This is a genomic window from Exiguobacterium sp. s145 (genome assembly GCF_018618835.1).
Taxonomy (GTDB): domain Bacteria; phylum Bacillota; class Bacilli; order Exiguobacteriales; family Exiguobacteriaceae; genus Exiguobacterium_A; species Exiguobacterium_A artemiae.
Genome location: NZ_JACSMV010000001.1, coordinates 86,247 through 100,912 on the forward strand (window position 1 = coordinate 86,247; position 14,666 = coordinate 100,912).

General features: G+C 47.8%; 15 protein-coding genes and 1 tRNA gene. All 16 read left to right on the forward strand.

The window, feature by feature from the left end; translation table 11 throughout:
* Positions 1 to 145 precede the first annotated feature (145 nt).
* The 16 genes from KNQ07_RS00420 to yihA all read left to right on the forward strand — a co-directional run bounded on the left by KNQ07_RS00420 (position 146) and on the right by yihA (position 14,638).
* On the forward strand, positions 146 to 763 hold the full coding sequence (locus KNQ07_RS00420; RefSeq protein WP_012371027.1) for a succinate dehydrogenase cytochrome b558 subunit: 618 nt from the start codon (positions 146 to 148) through the stop codon (positions 761 to 763).
* A 19-nt stretch (positions 764 to 782) separates the two neighbouring features.
* Positions 783 to 2,546: a succinate dehydrogenase flavoprotein subunit gene (gene sdhA / locus KNQ07_RS00425; RefSeq protein ID WP_012371026.1), complete on the forward strand. Its 1,764-nt coding sequence runs from the start codon at positions 783 to 785 to the stop codon at positions 2,544 to 2,546.
* On the forward strand, positions 2,546 to 3,352 hold the full coding sequence (sdhB, locus tag KNQ07_RS00430) for a succinate dehydrogenase iron-sulfur subunit (protein ID WP_012371025.1): 807 nt from the start codon (positions 2,546 to 2,548) through the stop codon (positions 3,350 to 3,352). The genes sdhA and sdhB overlap by 1 nt, the downstream gene beginning before the upstream one ends.
* 60 nt (positions 3,353 to 3,412) lie before the next feature.
* Complete coding sequence (locus KNQ07_RS00435) at positions 3,413 to 3,874, forward strand: acyl-CoA thioesterase (protein ID WP_051525124.1); 462 nt, start codon at positions 3,413 to 3,415, stop codon at positions 3,872 to 3,874.
* A 65-nt stretch (positions 3,875 to 3,939) separates the two neighbouring features.
* Entirely contained in the window at positions 3,940 to 4,203 is a 264-nt protein-coding gene (locus KNQ07_RS00440) for a phosphocarrier protein HPr (RefSeq protein ID WP_012371023.1), read from the forward strand.
* 87 nt (positions 4,204 to 4,290) lie between these two features.
* A complete protein-coding gene (racE, locus tag KNQ07_RS00445; protein WP_214763419.1) occupies positions 4,291 to 5,106 on the forward strand; it encodes a glutamate racemase in 816 nt (271 codons plus the stop codon).
* Entirely contained in the window at positions 5,097 to 5,849 is a 753-nt protein-coding gene (gene rph, locus KNQ07_RS00450; protein WP_012371021.1) for a ribonuclease PH, read from the forward strand. The genes racE and rph overlap by 10 nt, the downstream gene beginning before the upstream one ends.
* Complete coding sequence (locus KNQ07_RS00455) at positions 5,846 to 6,442, forward strand: XTP/dITP diphosphatase (protein WP_214763421.1); 597 nt, start codon at positions 5,846 to 5,848, stop codon at positions 6,440 to 6,442. The genes rph and KNQ07_RS00455 overlap by 4 nt, the downstream gene beginning before the upstream one ends.
* 6 nt (positions 6,443 to 6,448) lie before the next feature.
* Positions 6,449 to 6,955 carry a metallophosphoesterase family protein gene (locus KNQ07_RS00460; protein WP_214763424.1) on the forward strand — a complete coding sequence of 169 codons (507 nt, stop codon included), beginning with the start codon at positions 6,449 to 6,451 and terminating at the stop codon, positions 6,953 to 6,955.
* A gap of 66 nt (positions 6,956 to 7,021) precedes the next feature.
* A tRNA-Arg gene (locus tag KNQ07_RS00465) sits at positions 7,022 to 7,095 on the forward strand.
* 114 nt (positions 7,096 to 7,209) lie between these two features.
* On the forward strand, positions 7,210 to 7,722 hold the full coding sequence (locus KNQ07_RS00470; protein WP_251139421.1) for a hypothetical protein: 513 nt from the start codon (positions 7,210 to 7,212) through the stop codon (positions 7,720 to 7,722).
* A 29-nt stretch (positions 7,723 to 7,751) separates the two neighbouring features.
* Positions 7,752 to 8,774: a hypothetical protein gene (locus KNQ07_RS00475; RefSeq protein ID WP_214763428.1), complete on the forward strand. Its 1,023-nt coding sequence runs from the start codon at positions 7,752 to 7,754 to the stop codon at positions 8,772 to 8,774.
* Positions 8,775 to 8,882: 108 nt separating this feature from the next.
* On the forward strand, positions 8,883 to 10,175 hold the full coding sequence (tig, locus tag KNQ07_RS00480; RefSeq protein ID WP_012371016.1) for a trigger factor: 1,293 nt from the start codon (positions 8,883 to 8,885) through the stop codon (positions 10,173 to 10,175).
* Positions 10,176 to 10,408: 233 nt separating this feature from the next.
* Positions 10,409 to 11,674, forward strand: coding sequence for an ATP-dependent protease ATP-binding subunit ClpX (gene clpX, locus KNQ07_RS00485; protein ID WP_012371015.1), 1,266 nt, complete (start codon positions 10,409 to 10,411; stop codon positions 11,672 to 11,674).
* 71 nt (positions 11,675 to 11,745) lie between these two features.
* The gene (gene lon, locus KNQ07_RS00490; RefSeq protein WP_214763430.1) at positions 11,746 to 14,055 is read left to right on the forward strand and encodes an endopeptidase La; all 2,310 of its coding nucleotides are present in this window, start codon (positions 11,746 to 11,748) and stop codon (positions 14,053 to 14,055) included.
* Position 14,056: 1 nt separating this feature from the next.
* Positions 14,057 to 14,638: a ribosome biogenesis GTP-binding protein YihA/YsxC gene (gene yihA / locus KNQ07_RS00495; RefSeq protein WP_012371013.1), complete on the forward strand. Its 582-nt coding sequence runs from the start codon at positions 14,057 to 14,059 to the stop codon at positions 14,636 to 14,638.
* The last annotated feature ends 28 nt before the right edge of the window (positions 14,639 to 14,666 follow it).

The window sequence follows — 14,666 nt, forward strand, 5'->3', positions numbered from 1 at the left end:
TATTTGCAGTTAAATGCAACAGCTCGGGTTGTCTTATAAAAAGGACAGGAGTAGAATAAGTGATGAAAAGACGAATTTCCTTATGAAAGCGCTTTTCTACCAAAATGCGCCAACGTTTGATTGGCAAACAAAAGGGGGGATTTGGATGGCGAATCATCGTGATTTCGTGGGGCGTAAAATACACTCACTGCTCGGCGTCATTCCAATCGGGTTATTTTTACTTTCTCATTTTACGACGAACTATTTCATCGTTCGTGGGGAGGAAGACTTTAATAAGGCTGCGGAAGTCGTGGGGAGCGTTCCGTATCGGTTGTTCTTGGAAGTGTTTGTCATCTTCATTCCAATCATCCTACACGGTATCTACGGTGTTTACATCGCGTTTACAGGTTCCGCGAACACAGGTCGTTATACATACTTCCGGAACTGGATGTATGTGCTACAACGCTTCTCAGGTATTTTCCTTGTCGTGTTCATCACATGGCACGTTTGGGAAACACGGATTGCCGCAGCAATGGGTACGGAAGTTGATGCGAGCATGATGCAAAATATCGTCGATAACGGATTCATGCTTGCCTTCTACATCGTCGGGATCCTGGCGACGACGTTCCACTTGGCAAACGGACTCTGGACGTTCTGCATCACATGGGGAATCACACAGTCACCCGCTTCTCAAAAAGCGATGTCTTATGTGGCAGCCCTCGTATTCATCGGATTATCGTTTGTAGGCGTACGCTCGATCTTGACGTTTGCAGGCGTGTTGTAAGGAAAGGGGAACTAACAACATGGCGAATAAGAATCTTGTCATCATCGGCGGAGGACTTGCCGGTTTGATGGCTACGATAAAAGCAGCAGAACAAGGTGTACCCGTCAAATTATTTTCTCTCGTGCCAGTCAAACGTTCACACTCCGTTTGTGCACAAGGAGGAATCAACGGGGCCGTCAATACAAAAGGAGAAGGTGACTCACCTTACCAGCATTTGGACGATACGGTGTACGGCGGTGATTTCTTAGCCAACCAGCCACCGGTTCAAAAAATGACGGAAGCGGCACCGAAAATCATCCACATGTTCGACCGGATGGGCGTCATGTTTAACCGGACACCGGAAGGATTACTTGATTTCCGTCGTTTTGGAGGAACATTGCATCACCGGACGGCTTATGCCGGTGCAACGACAGGACAACAATTGTTGTATGCACTTGATGAACAGGTCCGTAAATTTGAAGCGCAAGGTTTGGTAGAAAAATATGAAGGATGGGAATTCCTTCGTGCGATCATTGATGAAGAAGGGATTTGTCGTGGTGCGGTATGTCAAAACTTACGTTCGATGGAAATCGAAGCGTTTGCAGCTGACTCAGTCATTTTAGCAACAGGCGGTCCGGGTGTTATTTTCGGAAAATCAACCAACTCGGTCATCAACACAGGACAGGCAGCAGCAGCGGTTTACCGCCAAGGTGCTATTTACGCGAACGGGGAGTTCATTCAGATTCACCCGACAGCGATTCCGGGAGACGATAAACTCCGTCTCATGAGTGAATCGGCCCGCGGTGAAGGTGGACGTGTCTGGACGTATAAAGACGGTAAACCATGGTACTTCCTCGAAGAAAAATATCCGGCTTACGGAAATCTTGTGCCACGTGATATCGCGACGCGCGAAATCTTTGATGTTTGTGTCAATCAGAAGCTTGGTGTCAACGGGGAAAACATGGTCTATCTTGACCTTTCTCACAAAGATGCGAAAGAACTGGACGTCAAACTTGGCGGTATTCTTGAAATTTACGAGAAATTCGTCGGAGACGATCCACGAAAAGTACCGATGAAAATCTTCCCGGCAGTTCATTACTCAATGGGTGGACTATGGGTTGATTATGATCAAATGACGAATATCCCGGGATTATTTGCATCCGGCGAATGTGACTACTCGATGCACGGCGGGAACCGTCTGGGAGCGAACTCGTTGCTGTCTGCCGTCTACGGCGGAATGGTCGCAGGACCGGCAGCAATCGCCTACATGAACGATCTCGATCAATCCGTTCATGAGATGCCGGAAGAAGTCGTGGAAGCACACAAAATTGCTGAGATCAACCGTTTCAACGACATCCTCGCAATGGAAGGTACGGAAAATGCGTATCAAATCCACCGCGAACTCGGTGAAGTCATGACGGATAACGTCACAGTCGTTCGTTATAACGATAAACTCGAGCAGACGCTTGAGAAAATCAAGGAACTCCGCGACCGCTTCACACGCATTTCAGCGACGGACACAGCGCGTTGGAGCAACCAGGGTGCATCATTCATCCGTCAGCTCGATCATATGCTGGATCTTGCGGAAGCGATCACACTTGGAGCCTTGAAACGCGACGAGAGCCGTGGCGCCCATTACAAACCGGACTTCCCGGAACGTGATGACGAACGATTCTTGAAAACAACGATGGCCCGCTATACGAACGGTCATCCGGAAATCTATTACGAAGAAGTCGATACATCATTGATTCCACCGCGTAAGCGCGACTACAGCAAGAAGTCGAAGAAAGAGGTGAAGGCATAATGGCGACACCACTCGAACAGAAAACGAATCAAAAACCGGTTCAGTTCATCGTGCAACGTCAGGATGGACCGGACGGTAAAGCCTATGATGAAGCATTTGAAGTCCCTTACCGCCCGAATATGAACGTCATCTCGGCCTTGATGGAGATTCGTCGTAACCCGGTCAATGCAGCCGGAGAAAAAACGACGCCGATCAACTGGGACATGGGATGTCTCGAGGAAGTCTGCGGGGCGTGTTCAATGGTCATCAACGGAACACCCCGTCAGTCGTGTACGGCACTTGTCGACAAGCTCGAGCAACCGATTCGTTTGCAACCGATGCAAACGTTCCCGATTGTCCGTGACCTTCAAGTGGACCGTCAACGCATGTTTGACGCCTTGAAAAAAGTCAAAGCCTGGGTACCGATCGATGGTACGTACGACTTAGGTCCGGGACCGCGGATGCCGGAAAACAAACGCCAATGGGCATACGAGCTTTCAAAATGTATGACATGCGGTGTCTGTCTCGAAGCATGTCCGAACGTCAACGACCGGTCGAACTTCATCGGACCGGCATCGATTTCGCAAGTCCGTCTCTTCAATTCGCATCCGACCGGTGCGTTCCACAAGGAAGAGCGTCTTGAAGCCTTGATGGAAGACGGTGGAATCATGCAGTGCGGAAACGCACAAAACTGTGTGGAAGTATGTCCGAAAGGCATTCCATTGACAACATCCATCGCAGCGATGAACCGTCAGACGACATTGCATTCCTTCAAGAAATTCTTCGGCAGTGACGAAGGACGTACGGGAGAAGCAGTCAGTCGTTAAGACGAAAACGTAAAATTAAAGAAGGGGCGATGCTCCTTCTTTTTATATTTTAAGGAGGCAATGGTTGTGCGTGTACCCAGTTATATCAATGATTTAGACCAGTGGTTGGAACAGATGAAGCACGGCACGCGGCTGGATGTCGCGGTCCGCTTCGCTGAAACCGATGCTTACGGTCACATGAATAATCGAGTTCCGTTCGTTTATTTTGAAGATGTCCGGACGCTGATGCTCGAAGAAACAGGTTATTCGCTTGCTGACGACGGAATCGTCGTCGTAGCAGATGCGCAGTGTAACTACATCCGCCAAGTCTATCCGCGGGCCCGTCTTGCCGTCTATGCGTATCCGGTTCAGGTCGGAACGGCTTCGTGTGATGTCCATTACGCGGCGTTCAGCGAACAAGAGGAATTGATGTTTACAGGTCGGACCTCGATGGTCCAAATCGATCGTTCCGGAAATGCGTTTCCGTGGAATGAAGCCTATAAAAATTCCTTGCAGAATCGATTCGAATCCGTTATCATTTGATAATGAGTTCACATATTCGAAAACGACTCACTAGTACGTTATTAGTGGAGGGAGATTTCTTAATCATGGAAAAAACATTCAAAGTCATCGCGGATTCAGGCATTCATGCTCGTCCGGCAACACAACTCGTCAACACAGCTTCTAAATTCCAATCAGACATCAACTTGGAATACAACGGAAAGACTGTAAACCTCAAGTCGATCATGGGTGTTCTTTCACTCGGAATCGCAAAAGACTCAGACATCAAAATCGTTGCAAACGGTGACGATGCTTCTGAAGCTATCACGACTCTTTCAGATATGCTGACAAGCGAAGGTCTTGCTCAGTAATCCTTTATCGTACATTCTTGGACGCCGGTCTTGCACCGTCGTCCTTTTTTGTTACCATATGAGATGAGAGGAAAGTGAGGGGAAATCGTGAATAGATCAATTGGAGTATTAGATTCTGGGGTTGGTGGATTGACTGTCGCGCGTGAATTGATGCGTCAGCTGCCCCATGAACAAATCATATATGTCGGAGATACGTTACGGTGTCCGTACGGTCCCCGGCCGGAAGAAGAAATTCGTCAATTTACATGGGAGATGATTGATTTTCTGGTCGCTCAAGGTGTGAAATTGATTGTCATCGCCTGTAATACGGCGACGGCAGTTGTCCTAAAAGAAGCCCGACAAAAACTGTCGATTCCCGTCATCGGTGTCATCGATCCTGGAGCACGGGCGGCAGTCAAGGTTACACGCTCGAAACGGATCGGCGTCATTGGTACGAAAATGACGATTGAAAGCAATTCGTATGAGAAAGCCTTGCGTCACGTCGAAGGGCAGGTCGTCGTTGAGTCGCTTGCCTGTCCACCGTTTGTTCCGCTCGTTGAATCGTCTCAGACAAGTGGACCATATGTTGAACGTGTCGTCGCCAACACGTTAAAGCCGTTGCTTTCTTACGATATGGATACATTGATTTTAGGATGTACACATTATCCGTTACTGGCAGAAGTCATTGGACGAGTCATCGGACCAAACGTCCAGCTGATTTCTTCAGGAGACGAGACGGCGCTTGAAGTCAGTGCCTTGCTTGATTATAACGGCATCACGGCAGATCTTGATCGTATTCCGGAACATGTCTATCATGCGACCGGCGATACACGCTCTTTTGAACGAATCGCCAGTGACTGGTTACATCATCCGGTCCAAGCGAAACGGTTAGTGTTAGGAACGGAGGAAGAAAAATGCGTTTAGATCAACGGGCACAATCGGACATGCGGAAAATTCAGCTCGAGACCGATGTCAATAAGCATGCAGAAGGATCGGTACTGATATCGGTCGGGGATACACGTGTCTTATGCACCGCGACGGTGGAAGAAAAAGTGCCGCCGTTTTTACGGGGGAAACGTCACGGATGGATCAATGCCGAATATGCGATGTTGCCGCGGGCGACAGCACAACGGACGGGACGGGAAGCCGTCCGGGGAAAGCAGACGGGACGAACGATGGAAATTCAACGATTGATCAGCCGGGCGTTACGGTCCGTCGTCAATCTCGAAAAATTGGGTGAACGGACGGTTTGGATTGATTGTGATGTGCTGCAAGCAGATGGCGGGACGCGTACAGCGGCTATTACAGGCGGTTTCCTGGCACTTGTCTTGGCAGTCGACGGATTGATTCAAAGCGGTAAGCTGACGGATACCCCCATCAAAGAAGGAATTGCAGCCGTATCGGTCGGGAAAGTCGGGACGGAGTTATTGCTTGATCTCTGTTATGAAGAAGACGCAGCGGCAGATGTCGATTTGAATCTTGTCATGACCTCGTCCGGAAAAATCGTCGAACTGCAAGCGACAGGGGAAGAAGCAACCTTTTCTCGCAAAGAGATGCTCGATATGCTCGAACTTGGGGAAAAGGGTATTGAAGAACTCCTTCACGCGGCTGAACAATCGTTAGGGGCTTCGTGGTGGTATGTCGGAGAAGAGGTGGAGCACAAATGAAAATCATCGTAGCGACAAGAAATCCTGGTAAAGTCGGTGAGTTTCAAGCGATGCTTGGACGACTCGGATACGACGTCGAATCGTTACTCGATTACGACACGGCACCGGAAACGGAAGAAACCGGATCAACCTTTGAAGAAAATGCGGAACTGAAATCGAAAGAAGCAGCAGCTTATTTTGGTCACGCCGTATTGTCGGATGATTCCGGACTTGAAGTCGATGCACTGGACGGCGCACCGGGCGTCTACTCTGCCCGGTTTGCGGGAGAGGACAAATCAGATGCTGCCAATAACGCATTGTTGCTGGAAAAATTAGCGGACACACCGGCCGATCAACGGACAGCCCGTTTTGTCTGTGCCTTGTCATTGGCAAAACCGTCCGGTGAAACACTGACCGTCCGGGGAACAATGGAAGGTCAAATCGGATTTGAGCAGAAAGGGACAAACGGTTTCGGTTACGATCCGTTATTCCTGATCCCGGCGTTGAATCAGACGGCGGCTGAACTCACGAAAAGTGAAAAAGCGTCCATCAGTCATCGTGGGCAGGCTTTGAAAAAACTTGAAGCGGCATTAACTACTTTTTTGGGAGAGTGATTTTAAATGAAAGCGTTAATCGTAAGTGACAGCCATGGTCTCGATCAGGAGCTATTGACGATATTCAACCGCCACCAAGAAGCAGATTTCGCCTTTCATTGCGGGGACTCCCAACTGACAGGAACTACTGAATCGTTATATCCCTATCGTGTTGTCAAAGGGAACTGTGATTACGGGAATGATTTCCCGGACGAAGTCACCGAGGAACTTGGATCGTTTCGTGTCTTATGTGTCCATGGACACCGGCAAGACGTCAAATACAGCCTCGACCAGCTGGTGCACCATGCCGATCAAAAAGCGGCGGCAATCGTTCTGTACGGTCATTCGCATGTTGCGAAAGCAGAGCAGCGGGACGGGAAACTGTTCATCAATCCGGGCTCGATCCGGATGCCGCGCCATCGCCCGGAAAAGACGTATGCGTTGTTGACGGTTGAAAATGATCAATTCACAGTCGATTTTTATGATCTGACAGGTGAAAAAATCAATGCTTTGTACCTCGACGGTACACTTTAAAAAGAGTTTTACCAAATGTGATTGACACGAAAGAATTGTTTTAGTATAGTTTATTCGTGTTGACACGTCTCAATAGCTCAGCTGGATAGAGCAACGCCCTTCTAAGGCGTCGGTCGGGGGTTCGAATCCCTCTTGGGACACTATAATTAAAATAGAGACTTCCCTTATGAGGGAGGTCTCTTTTTTTTATCCGTTTTTTCGAGTATACTTAAGGTATCATGAACTTGAAAGGGATGATGAAGGTGTTAAAGAAAATGAGTGGAATCCTCGTACTGACCTTGGCTTTAGCCGGATGCAGCGAGGTTACAGATACAGTCGATCAGGCGAAACAGCAAGTGACGGACGTAAAAAACAGCGTTGATTATGCAGGTCAGTTGCAAGATATTGCCCAGGACACGTCCAAGGTGACATCTGAATTGTCGACGAAACTCGATCAAGCAGCGACTGAAGCGCGGGATGCCGCAAATCCGGAACAGGCCCTCGATCAGCAAATTGAAAAACTCCAGACTGACGGAACAGTTCAACAGTTGAACGAAGAATTAAACAAAATTGACGAACGGCTTGCTAATTTAGACACTCCGCCGGCGGAACTGAAGAACTTGAGTGAAAAATTGGAGCAGTACGTGAATCAATCGGAAGATATCACACGGTTGCTGGAAACCGATGTTTCCCTGGACACATTGAATAAAATGGGAATCGAACAGGCAGGACAGTTACAGGAAGCGATTACGAACTGGACGTCTTTACTGGATCCGTTCACGAAGTAAGGAAGTAAGACAGATATGAAGAAGGTGGGATGACCGTGAAGCAGTCGCAATCACGTTGGATGGAACAACCGTTGTCAGATGAGCGGAAGCGGCTCGCAAGATTGAGTCAGGACGAATTGGCAACTGAGCTGGGACGACTGAAAAGGTTAGAAACAGAAGAGGACATTCTCTATGTACTCTATACGATTCAGGAAGCCTTTCTGACAAACGATCGAGAGGCGGAGGCCTATCTGCAAGTGGTGAACCCTTTCCTTGAAGTGGACGGTGTCGAGCAACTGATCGCACTTTTCATGTACGAGAAGGGAGAGCGATATTCCTTTGACCTGGCCCTGCGGACAGCCTCTCCCTATCTTCCTTACGGTCTCGCCTTGAAATTAGACGAAATGACCCAGTCGCTATCGCGTAAGAGAGGTAACATCGGGCAGACGGATGATTCCTCGTATGTGAAGGTACGGGAACAATCCTCTTTACGGCCGGAGCCCGGTGACTGGGTGGCGCTTTACCGGCTCGGGACGATGGACGAACAGTTTCGTTTGATCGGACAACTCGATTTACAGACGAATCCTTCATTCGTCCGTTATCTCATCGAGGACTATTTCACGGGAGAAGATGTCAACGAACAGAGTGCTCTCGTCATCCAGACATTGCTTTCGCAACTCCCGGCGGATCGAGGACTCTTTCCTGTCCGGATCCGGATTCCGTCCATCCGGGTGGATCATGTATTTGAAAGTCCGGAACAACTCAAGAGACATATGACGAGACAGGCGCTTGAACTGCAGTCTTTCAGTAACGAAACCTTCAGGCTGAAGCGCATGGATCCATTTAAGGCGCTGTTGTTCATGAACTGGTATCAAATCGTCTTTCCGAGCGAAGTGTTGGAACAGGGAGACGGATGGCAGGATTGGGTGGATGCGGTCGAAGAATTGGCGGAATCCGACTTTGCCTCGGAAACTCCGCCACCTGACTTGAGCGGACAAGCGCAAAAGATTTATCAGGCTGTCCATTTCCTGTTACCGGAAGGAAAACAGTACGAGCAGGCCTTGCTTCTTTAATTCAAGGGAATGGCTCGTTCAACAGTGGTAATCCTCGGAACGATTGTGCTATAATGTGACTTGTTGTACACACACGTACGCTAATTGACATTTTTGGAGGGACTCAGCATGACTGCAAAATGGGAAAAACAATCAGGTAGCCTCGGCGTTCTCACGTATGAAGCGCCTGCTGAAGCATTTGATAAAGCGGTAGACCAAGCGTTCAAAAAAGTCGTTAAGACATTGAACACACCAGGTTTCCGTAAAGGAAAAATGCCACGCGCAATGTTTAACAAAATGTACGGCGAAGAAGCACTTTACCAAGATGCACTTGATATCTTATATCAAGACACAATCGAAGGTGCTGTCGTCGAATCAGGAATCGAGCCAATCGCGCTTGATAACATCGACGTCGAAACACTCGAAAAAGGAAAACCAGTTGAGTTCAAAATCACATTCGTGATTGAGCCGGACGCAACACTCGGTGAGTACAAAGGTCTTGAGTACACAGCAGTCGAAACAGACGTTACAGACGAAGATGTCGATGCTGAACTCAAAACAATGCAAGAGCGCGGTGCAGAGCTCGTCGTTAAAGAAGACGGCGCGATCGAAAATGGCGATACAGTCGTATTCGACTTCGCAGGTTTCGATGGTGAAAACCAATTCGACGGTGGCACTGCAGAAAACTACTCACTCGTCATCGGATCTGGAAACTTCATTCCAGGATTTGAAGAGCAGATGGTTGGTCTTAAATCAGGCGAGCAAAAAGATATCGACGTCACGTTCCCAGAAGAGTACCATGAAGCATCACTCGCTGGAAAACCAGTCGTATTCAAAGTAACAATCCACGAAATCAAAGCACAAGAACTTCCTGAATTGACAGATGAGTTCGCTAAAGAAATGGACGAAGAAGTTTCTTCTCTTGATGAGTTGAAAACAAAAATCCGTACACGTCTTGAAAACACACGTAAACAAGAAGCTGATGCTTCAATGCGTGATGAGTTGGTTGAAGCTGCGACTAAAAACGCAACAGTTGATCTTCCAGAAGTTATGGTTGAAAACGAAGTTGAACGTATGGTCCAGGAATTCACACAACGCATTCAGTCACAAGGAATTGACCTTAACATGTACTTCCAGTTAACTGGAACGACTGAAGAGGCAATGCGTACTGAAATGAAAGAACAAGCAGAAGAGCGCGTTAAAGCTCGTCTCGTTCTTAAACAAATCGTTGCAGACGAAAAAATCGAAGTTACTGAAGAAGAAGCGCAAGCTGAACTTCAATCGATGTCTGAACTCTACAACATTCCTGCAGATCAGCTTGAAACGATGCTTGCACCACAAGGCGGACTTGATACACTTAAAGGTGATCTTCAGTTCCGTAAAGCGATCGACGTTCTCGTTGACAACGCAAAAGCAAAATAAGCAAACAACCGAACAGGATCGACTTCAAGACCAATTTCTGGTCTTGGAGTCGATTTTTTTGTACGATAGGTCAAACAAGGACAAACAAAAATATATTTTTCAAATCAAACTGTAAAACGCTCATCCAAGATTTGAAAGAGTTTCCTTGTTCATGCTACAATCATAAATAGTAAAACGTGAGAATAGATGCGAAACGGATCTATACAAATTCCACGTTAAAGGGGTGGACCTTTATGTTTAAATTTAACGAAGAAAAAGGTCAGCTAAAATGTTCTTTCTGCGGAAAGACACAAGAGCAAGTGCGCAAACTTGTTGCTGGACCTGGCGTTTACATTTGCGATGAATGTATCGAACTCTGTAATGAGATCGTCGAAGAAGAGCTTGGTACAGAAGAAGAAGTCGAACTGAAAAACGTACCGAAACCGCATGAAATCCGTGCGACTTTAAATGACTACGTCATCGGACAGGAAAAAGCGAAGAAGTCATTATCTGTCGCGATGTACAATCATTATAAACGGATCAATGCCGGTGGACGTGCCGACGACGTGGAATTGTCTAAATCAAACATCGTCATGATTGGACCGACTGGTAGTGGTAAAACACTCCTCGCACAAACGATGGCCCGTATTCTGAATGTTCCGTTCGCAATCGCGGATGCAACAAGTCTGACGGAAGCCGGATATGTCGGGGAAGATGTTGAGAACATTCTCTTAAAACTCATTCAAGCTGCTGACTATGATGTCGAAAAAGCAGAAAAAGGTATCATCTACATCGATGAAATCGATAAAATTGCCCGTAAATCTGAGAACCCGTCGATTACACGTGACGTTTCAGGTGAAGGGGTGCAACAAGCACTTCTGAAAATCTTAGAAGGTACTGTTGCGAGCGTTCCGCCACAAGGCGGTCGGAAACATCCGCATCAAGAATTCATTCAGATCGATACGACGAACATCTTGTTCATCGTCGGTGGTGCCTTTGACGGGATCGACCAATCGATCAAACGTCGTCTTGGTAAAAAGGTCATCGGATTCGGAAATGATTCAGAGAACCGCAACCTGACGCAAAAAGAAATTCTTGCGGCTGCTTTACCGGAAGATTTACAGAAGTTCGGATTGATTCCGGAATTCATCGGACGTTTACCAGTCATGGCGACACTTGAGCCGCTTGACGAAGAAGCACTCGTCCAAATCTTGACAAAACCGAAAAATGCACTCGTCAAACAGTACAAAAAAATGCTTCAACTGGATGATGTCGAACTCGACTTCACAGAAGACGCACTCGTTGAGATTGCAAAACTTGCGATCGAACGGAAAACAGGAGCACGTGGTCTTCGTTCAATCATCGAAGAAACGATGCTCGATATCATGTTTGAAATTCCATCACGTGAAGATATTGCGAAAGTCATCATCACAGCAGAAACGTTGACTGGAAAACGCGGTCCAACGCTTGAGTTGAAGGATGGCACAATTGAACATGGTAAAGAAAAAGAAACGGCGTAACACCGTGACAAATCGGCTCGGAGGCTACTTGTACGCCTTTCCGAGTCTTTTTGTTTAGGAGGAGATTTTTGATGAAGACAAAACAATATCCATTATTGCCATTACGTGGTGTCGTCGCCTACCCTTTAATCGGTCTGACGATTGATGTCGGGCGTCCCGTCTCGCTCAAAGCATTGCTGGCGTCGAAAGAGCATGAAATTGATTTGGTTGTCGTCACGCAACGTGATCCGGAAGCGGAACCGTCCGTGGATGGCCTGCATACCATCGGGACACTCGTCCAGATTGCGAAAATGAGTGAACTGGGCAACGATACGGTTCGTGTCCGGGTCATTGGTAAAGAACGTGTCCGGATTGATCAGGTGACGGAAACAGATGAAGGTTATCAAGCGAGTATCGAACCGATTGAAAAAGCAGACATCAAGGGAGCGAAGCAGGAAGCGCTCGTCCGTTTGATCAAGGAACAGTTCGGACAATTGGTGTCACGCATCAAAGGGATTGGAACCGACGAACGACGTCGTTTTGAGACATACGAACGACTCGATTCATTGACGGATTACATCGCGTCGAAATTGCCGATCGACATCGCGAAGAAACAGGAATTCCTTGAAGAAAATGATCCGGTTGAACGCGGAGTCATGCTGCTTGATGTCATGAAACATGAATATGAAGTCGTCGAACTCGAACGCGAAATGCGTGAACGGACGAAAAAGACGATTGAACAGTCGCAACGCGAATACTATCTTCGTGAACAACTGAAGACGATTCAACAGGAACTTGGCGGAGAAGCAGTCTCGGCAGAAAGTGACGCCGTGAAGTATAAAGAAAAACTGGCACTGCTTGATTTGTCAGAAACGGCAGTCATCAATATCGAAAAAGAAATCAATCGTCTTTCCGTCGTGCCGGCAACGAGTCCGGAACACGGTGTAATCCGGAACTATCTCGAATGGTTCTTTTCCCTTCCATGGAACGAAGCGACGGACGACTTCTTGAACGTCGAAGCCGCATCGGAACAGTTGGATGAAGATCATTACGGTCTCGAGAAAGTAAAGGAACGGATTCTTGAGTACTTAGCGGTCAGACAACTGACGGACTCGTTACGCGGTCCGATTTTATGCCTGGCAGGTCCTCCGGGAGTCGGGAAAACGTCACTCGCCCGGTCGATTGCGACGGCGCTTGAACGCAAATTCGTTCGTGTTTCGCTCGGTGGCGTGCGTGACGAAGCAGAAATCCGAGGACACCGCCGGACTTATATCGGAGCGATGCCCGGCCGGATCATTCGCGGATTGAAACAGGCCGGAACAAACAACCCGGTATTCCTGCTCGATGAAATCGACAAGATGGCAAACGATTTCCGGGGCGATCCGTCTTCCGCGATGCTTGAAGTACTTGATCCGGAACAAAATAACAGTTTTTCCGACCACTACATCGAAGAGCCGTTTGATTTATCAAATGTCTTATTCATTGCGACGGCCAACGACGTCTCAAATATTCCGGGACCCTTGCTTGACCGGATGGAACTGATTCAAATCGGCGGCTATACAGAACAGGAAAAAACAGAAATTGCAATCCGGCACTTATTGTCGAAACAACTAAAAGAGCACGGACTGAAGAAAAGTCAGCTGACGGTCAAACCGGATGCCTTACAAGAAGTGGTTCGCCGGTATACGCGGGAAGCGGGTGTCCGGAGTCTCGAGCGCGTCATCGGTGCGTTGTGCCGGAAAGCGGCGAAGCAAATCGCTATGGGTGAAAAGAAACGGGTTACGGTCACAAAACGTAATTTACCGGACTTCTTAGGTAAACCGATTTACCGTTATGGTCAAAGTGAACTTGAAGATACGATTGGCGCGGTGACCGGTTTAGCGTATACTGCATTTGGGGGCGATACACTGACGATTGAAGTGAGTCTCGCTCCAGGTAAAGGAAAACTGCAGTTAACGGGGAAATTAGGAGACGTCATGCAAGAGTCGGCTCAAACAGCATACAGCTTCGTCCGGGCGAATGCAGAAGCGTTTAAAATCGATCCGAATTTCTATGAGACACAAGACATCCACATTCACGTTCCGGAAGGCGCAGTCCCGAAGGACGGTCCTTCAGCGGGGATCACGATCGCGACAGCATTGATTTCCGCTTTGACGAAACGTCCGGTGCGGCGTGATGTCGGTATGACCGGAGAGATTACATTACGGGGACGGGTCTTGCCGATTGGTGGTCTGAAAGAGAAGTCACTCGCCGCTCACCGTGCGGGTCTGACGACGATTTTGATGCCGCAAGACAATACACGTGATATCGATGATATTCCGGAAACGGTCCGGGATGGCATTCGTTTCATACCGGTCGCGACAATGGACCAAGTGCTCGAACATGCATTAAAAGGAGAGTAACATGAAAATTTATAAAGCAGATTTTATTACGAGTGGTGTTAATCCGGAACATTATCCGGAACCGCTCCTTCCTGAGGTGGCACTCGCCGGACGTTCGAACGTCGGAAAGTCGTCGTTCATCAACAAACTTGTTCAGCGAAAAGCACTCGCCCGCACATCCTCAAAACCGGGTAAAACACAAACGTTAAACTTCTTTAACATCAATGATGAAGTCATGTTTGTTGATGTACCGGGTTATGGTTATGCGAAAGTTTCGAAAACCGAACGTGAGGCATGGGGCAAGATGATGGAAAAGTATTTCACGACACGTGAAATCCTAAAGGGAGTCGTCTTGCTCGTCGATATCCGTCACGAACCTTCAGCGGATGATGTCATCATGTATGACTTCTTAAAATACTATGATTTATCGGTCATTGTCGTAGCGACGAAACTGGATAAAATCAAGCGTGGTCAACGCGATAAACAGATTGCGGCGATTAAACGGAAATTACAGTTTGACGGGCAGGACACATTCATTCCGTTTTCTTCAGAAACAGGTGAAGGTGTCGACGCAGCATGGGAAGCCATCTATCGTCATTTATGATTCAGATAAAAAGAAGCAACCGCCGGAA

Coding starts and splice junctions, on each gene's coding strand:
- KNQ07_RS00470 (WP_251139421.1), top strand. CDS start 7,210: ATGAGTGGAATCCTCGTACTGACCTTGGCTTTAGCCGGATGCAGCGAG.
- KNQ07_RS00455 (WP_214763421.1), top strand. CDS start 5,846: ATGAAAATCATCGTAGCGACAAGAAATCCTGGTAAAGTCGGTGAGTTT.
- KNQ07_RS00460 (WP_214763424.1), top strand. CDS start 6,449: ATGAAAGCGTTAATCGTAAGTGACAGCCATGGTCTCGATCAGGAGCTA.
- KNQ07_RS00435 (WP_051525124.1), top strand. CDS start 3,413: ATGGTTGTGCGTGTACCCAGTTATATCAATGATTTAGACCAGTGGTTG.
- yihA (WP_012371013.1), top strand. CDS start 14,057: ATGAAAATTTATAAAGCAGATTTTATTACGAGTGGTGTTAATCCGGAA.
- sdhA (WP_012371026.1), top strand. CDS start 783: ATGGCGAATAAGAATCTTGTCATCATCGGCGGAGGACTTGCCGGTTTG.
- lon (WP_214763430.1), top strand. CDS start 11,746: ATGAAGACAAAACAATATCCATTATTGCCATTACGTGGTGTCGTCGCC.
- KNQ07_RS00440 (WP_012371023.1), top strand. CDS start 3,940: ATGGAAAAAACATTCAAAGTCATCGCGGATTCAGGCATTCATGCTCGT.
- sdhB (WP_012371025.1), top strand. CDS start 2,546: ATGGCGACACCACTCGAACAGAAAACGAATCAAAAACCGGTTCAGTTC.
- tig (WP_012371016.1), top strand. CDS start 8,883: ATGACTGCAAAATGGGAAAAACAATCAGGTAGCCTCGGCGTTCTCACG.
- KNQ07_RS00420 (WP_012371027.1), top strand. CDS start 146: ATGGCGAATCATCGTGATTTCGTGGGGCGTAAAATACACTCACTGCTC.
- rph (WP_012371021.1), top strand. CDS start 5,097: ATGCGTTTAGATCAACGGGCACAATCGGACATGCGGAAAATTCAGCTC.
- clpX (WP_012371015.1), top strand. CDS start 10,409: ATGTTTAAATTTAACGAAGAAAAAGGTCAGCTAAAATGTTCTTTCTGC.
- KNQ07_RS00475 (WP_214763428.1), top strand. CDS start 7,752: ATGACCGTGAAGCAGTCGCAATCACGTTGGATGGAACAACCGTTGTCA.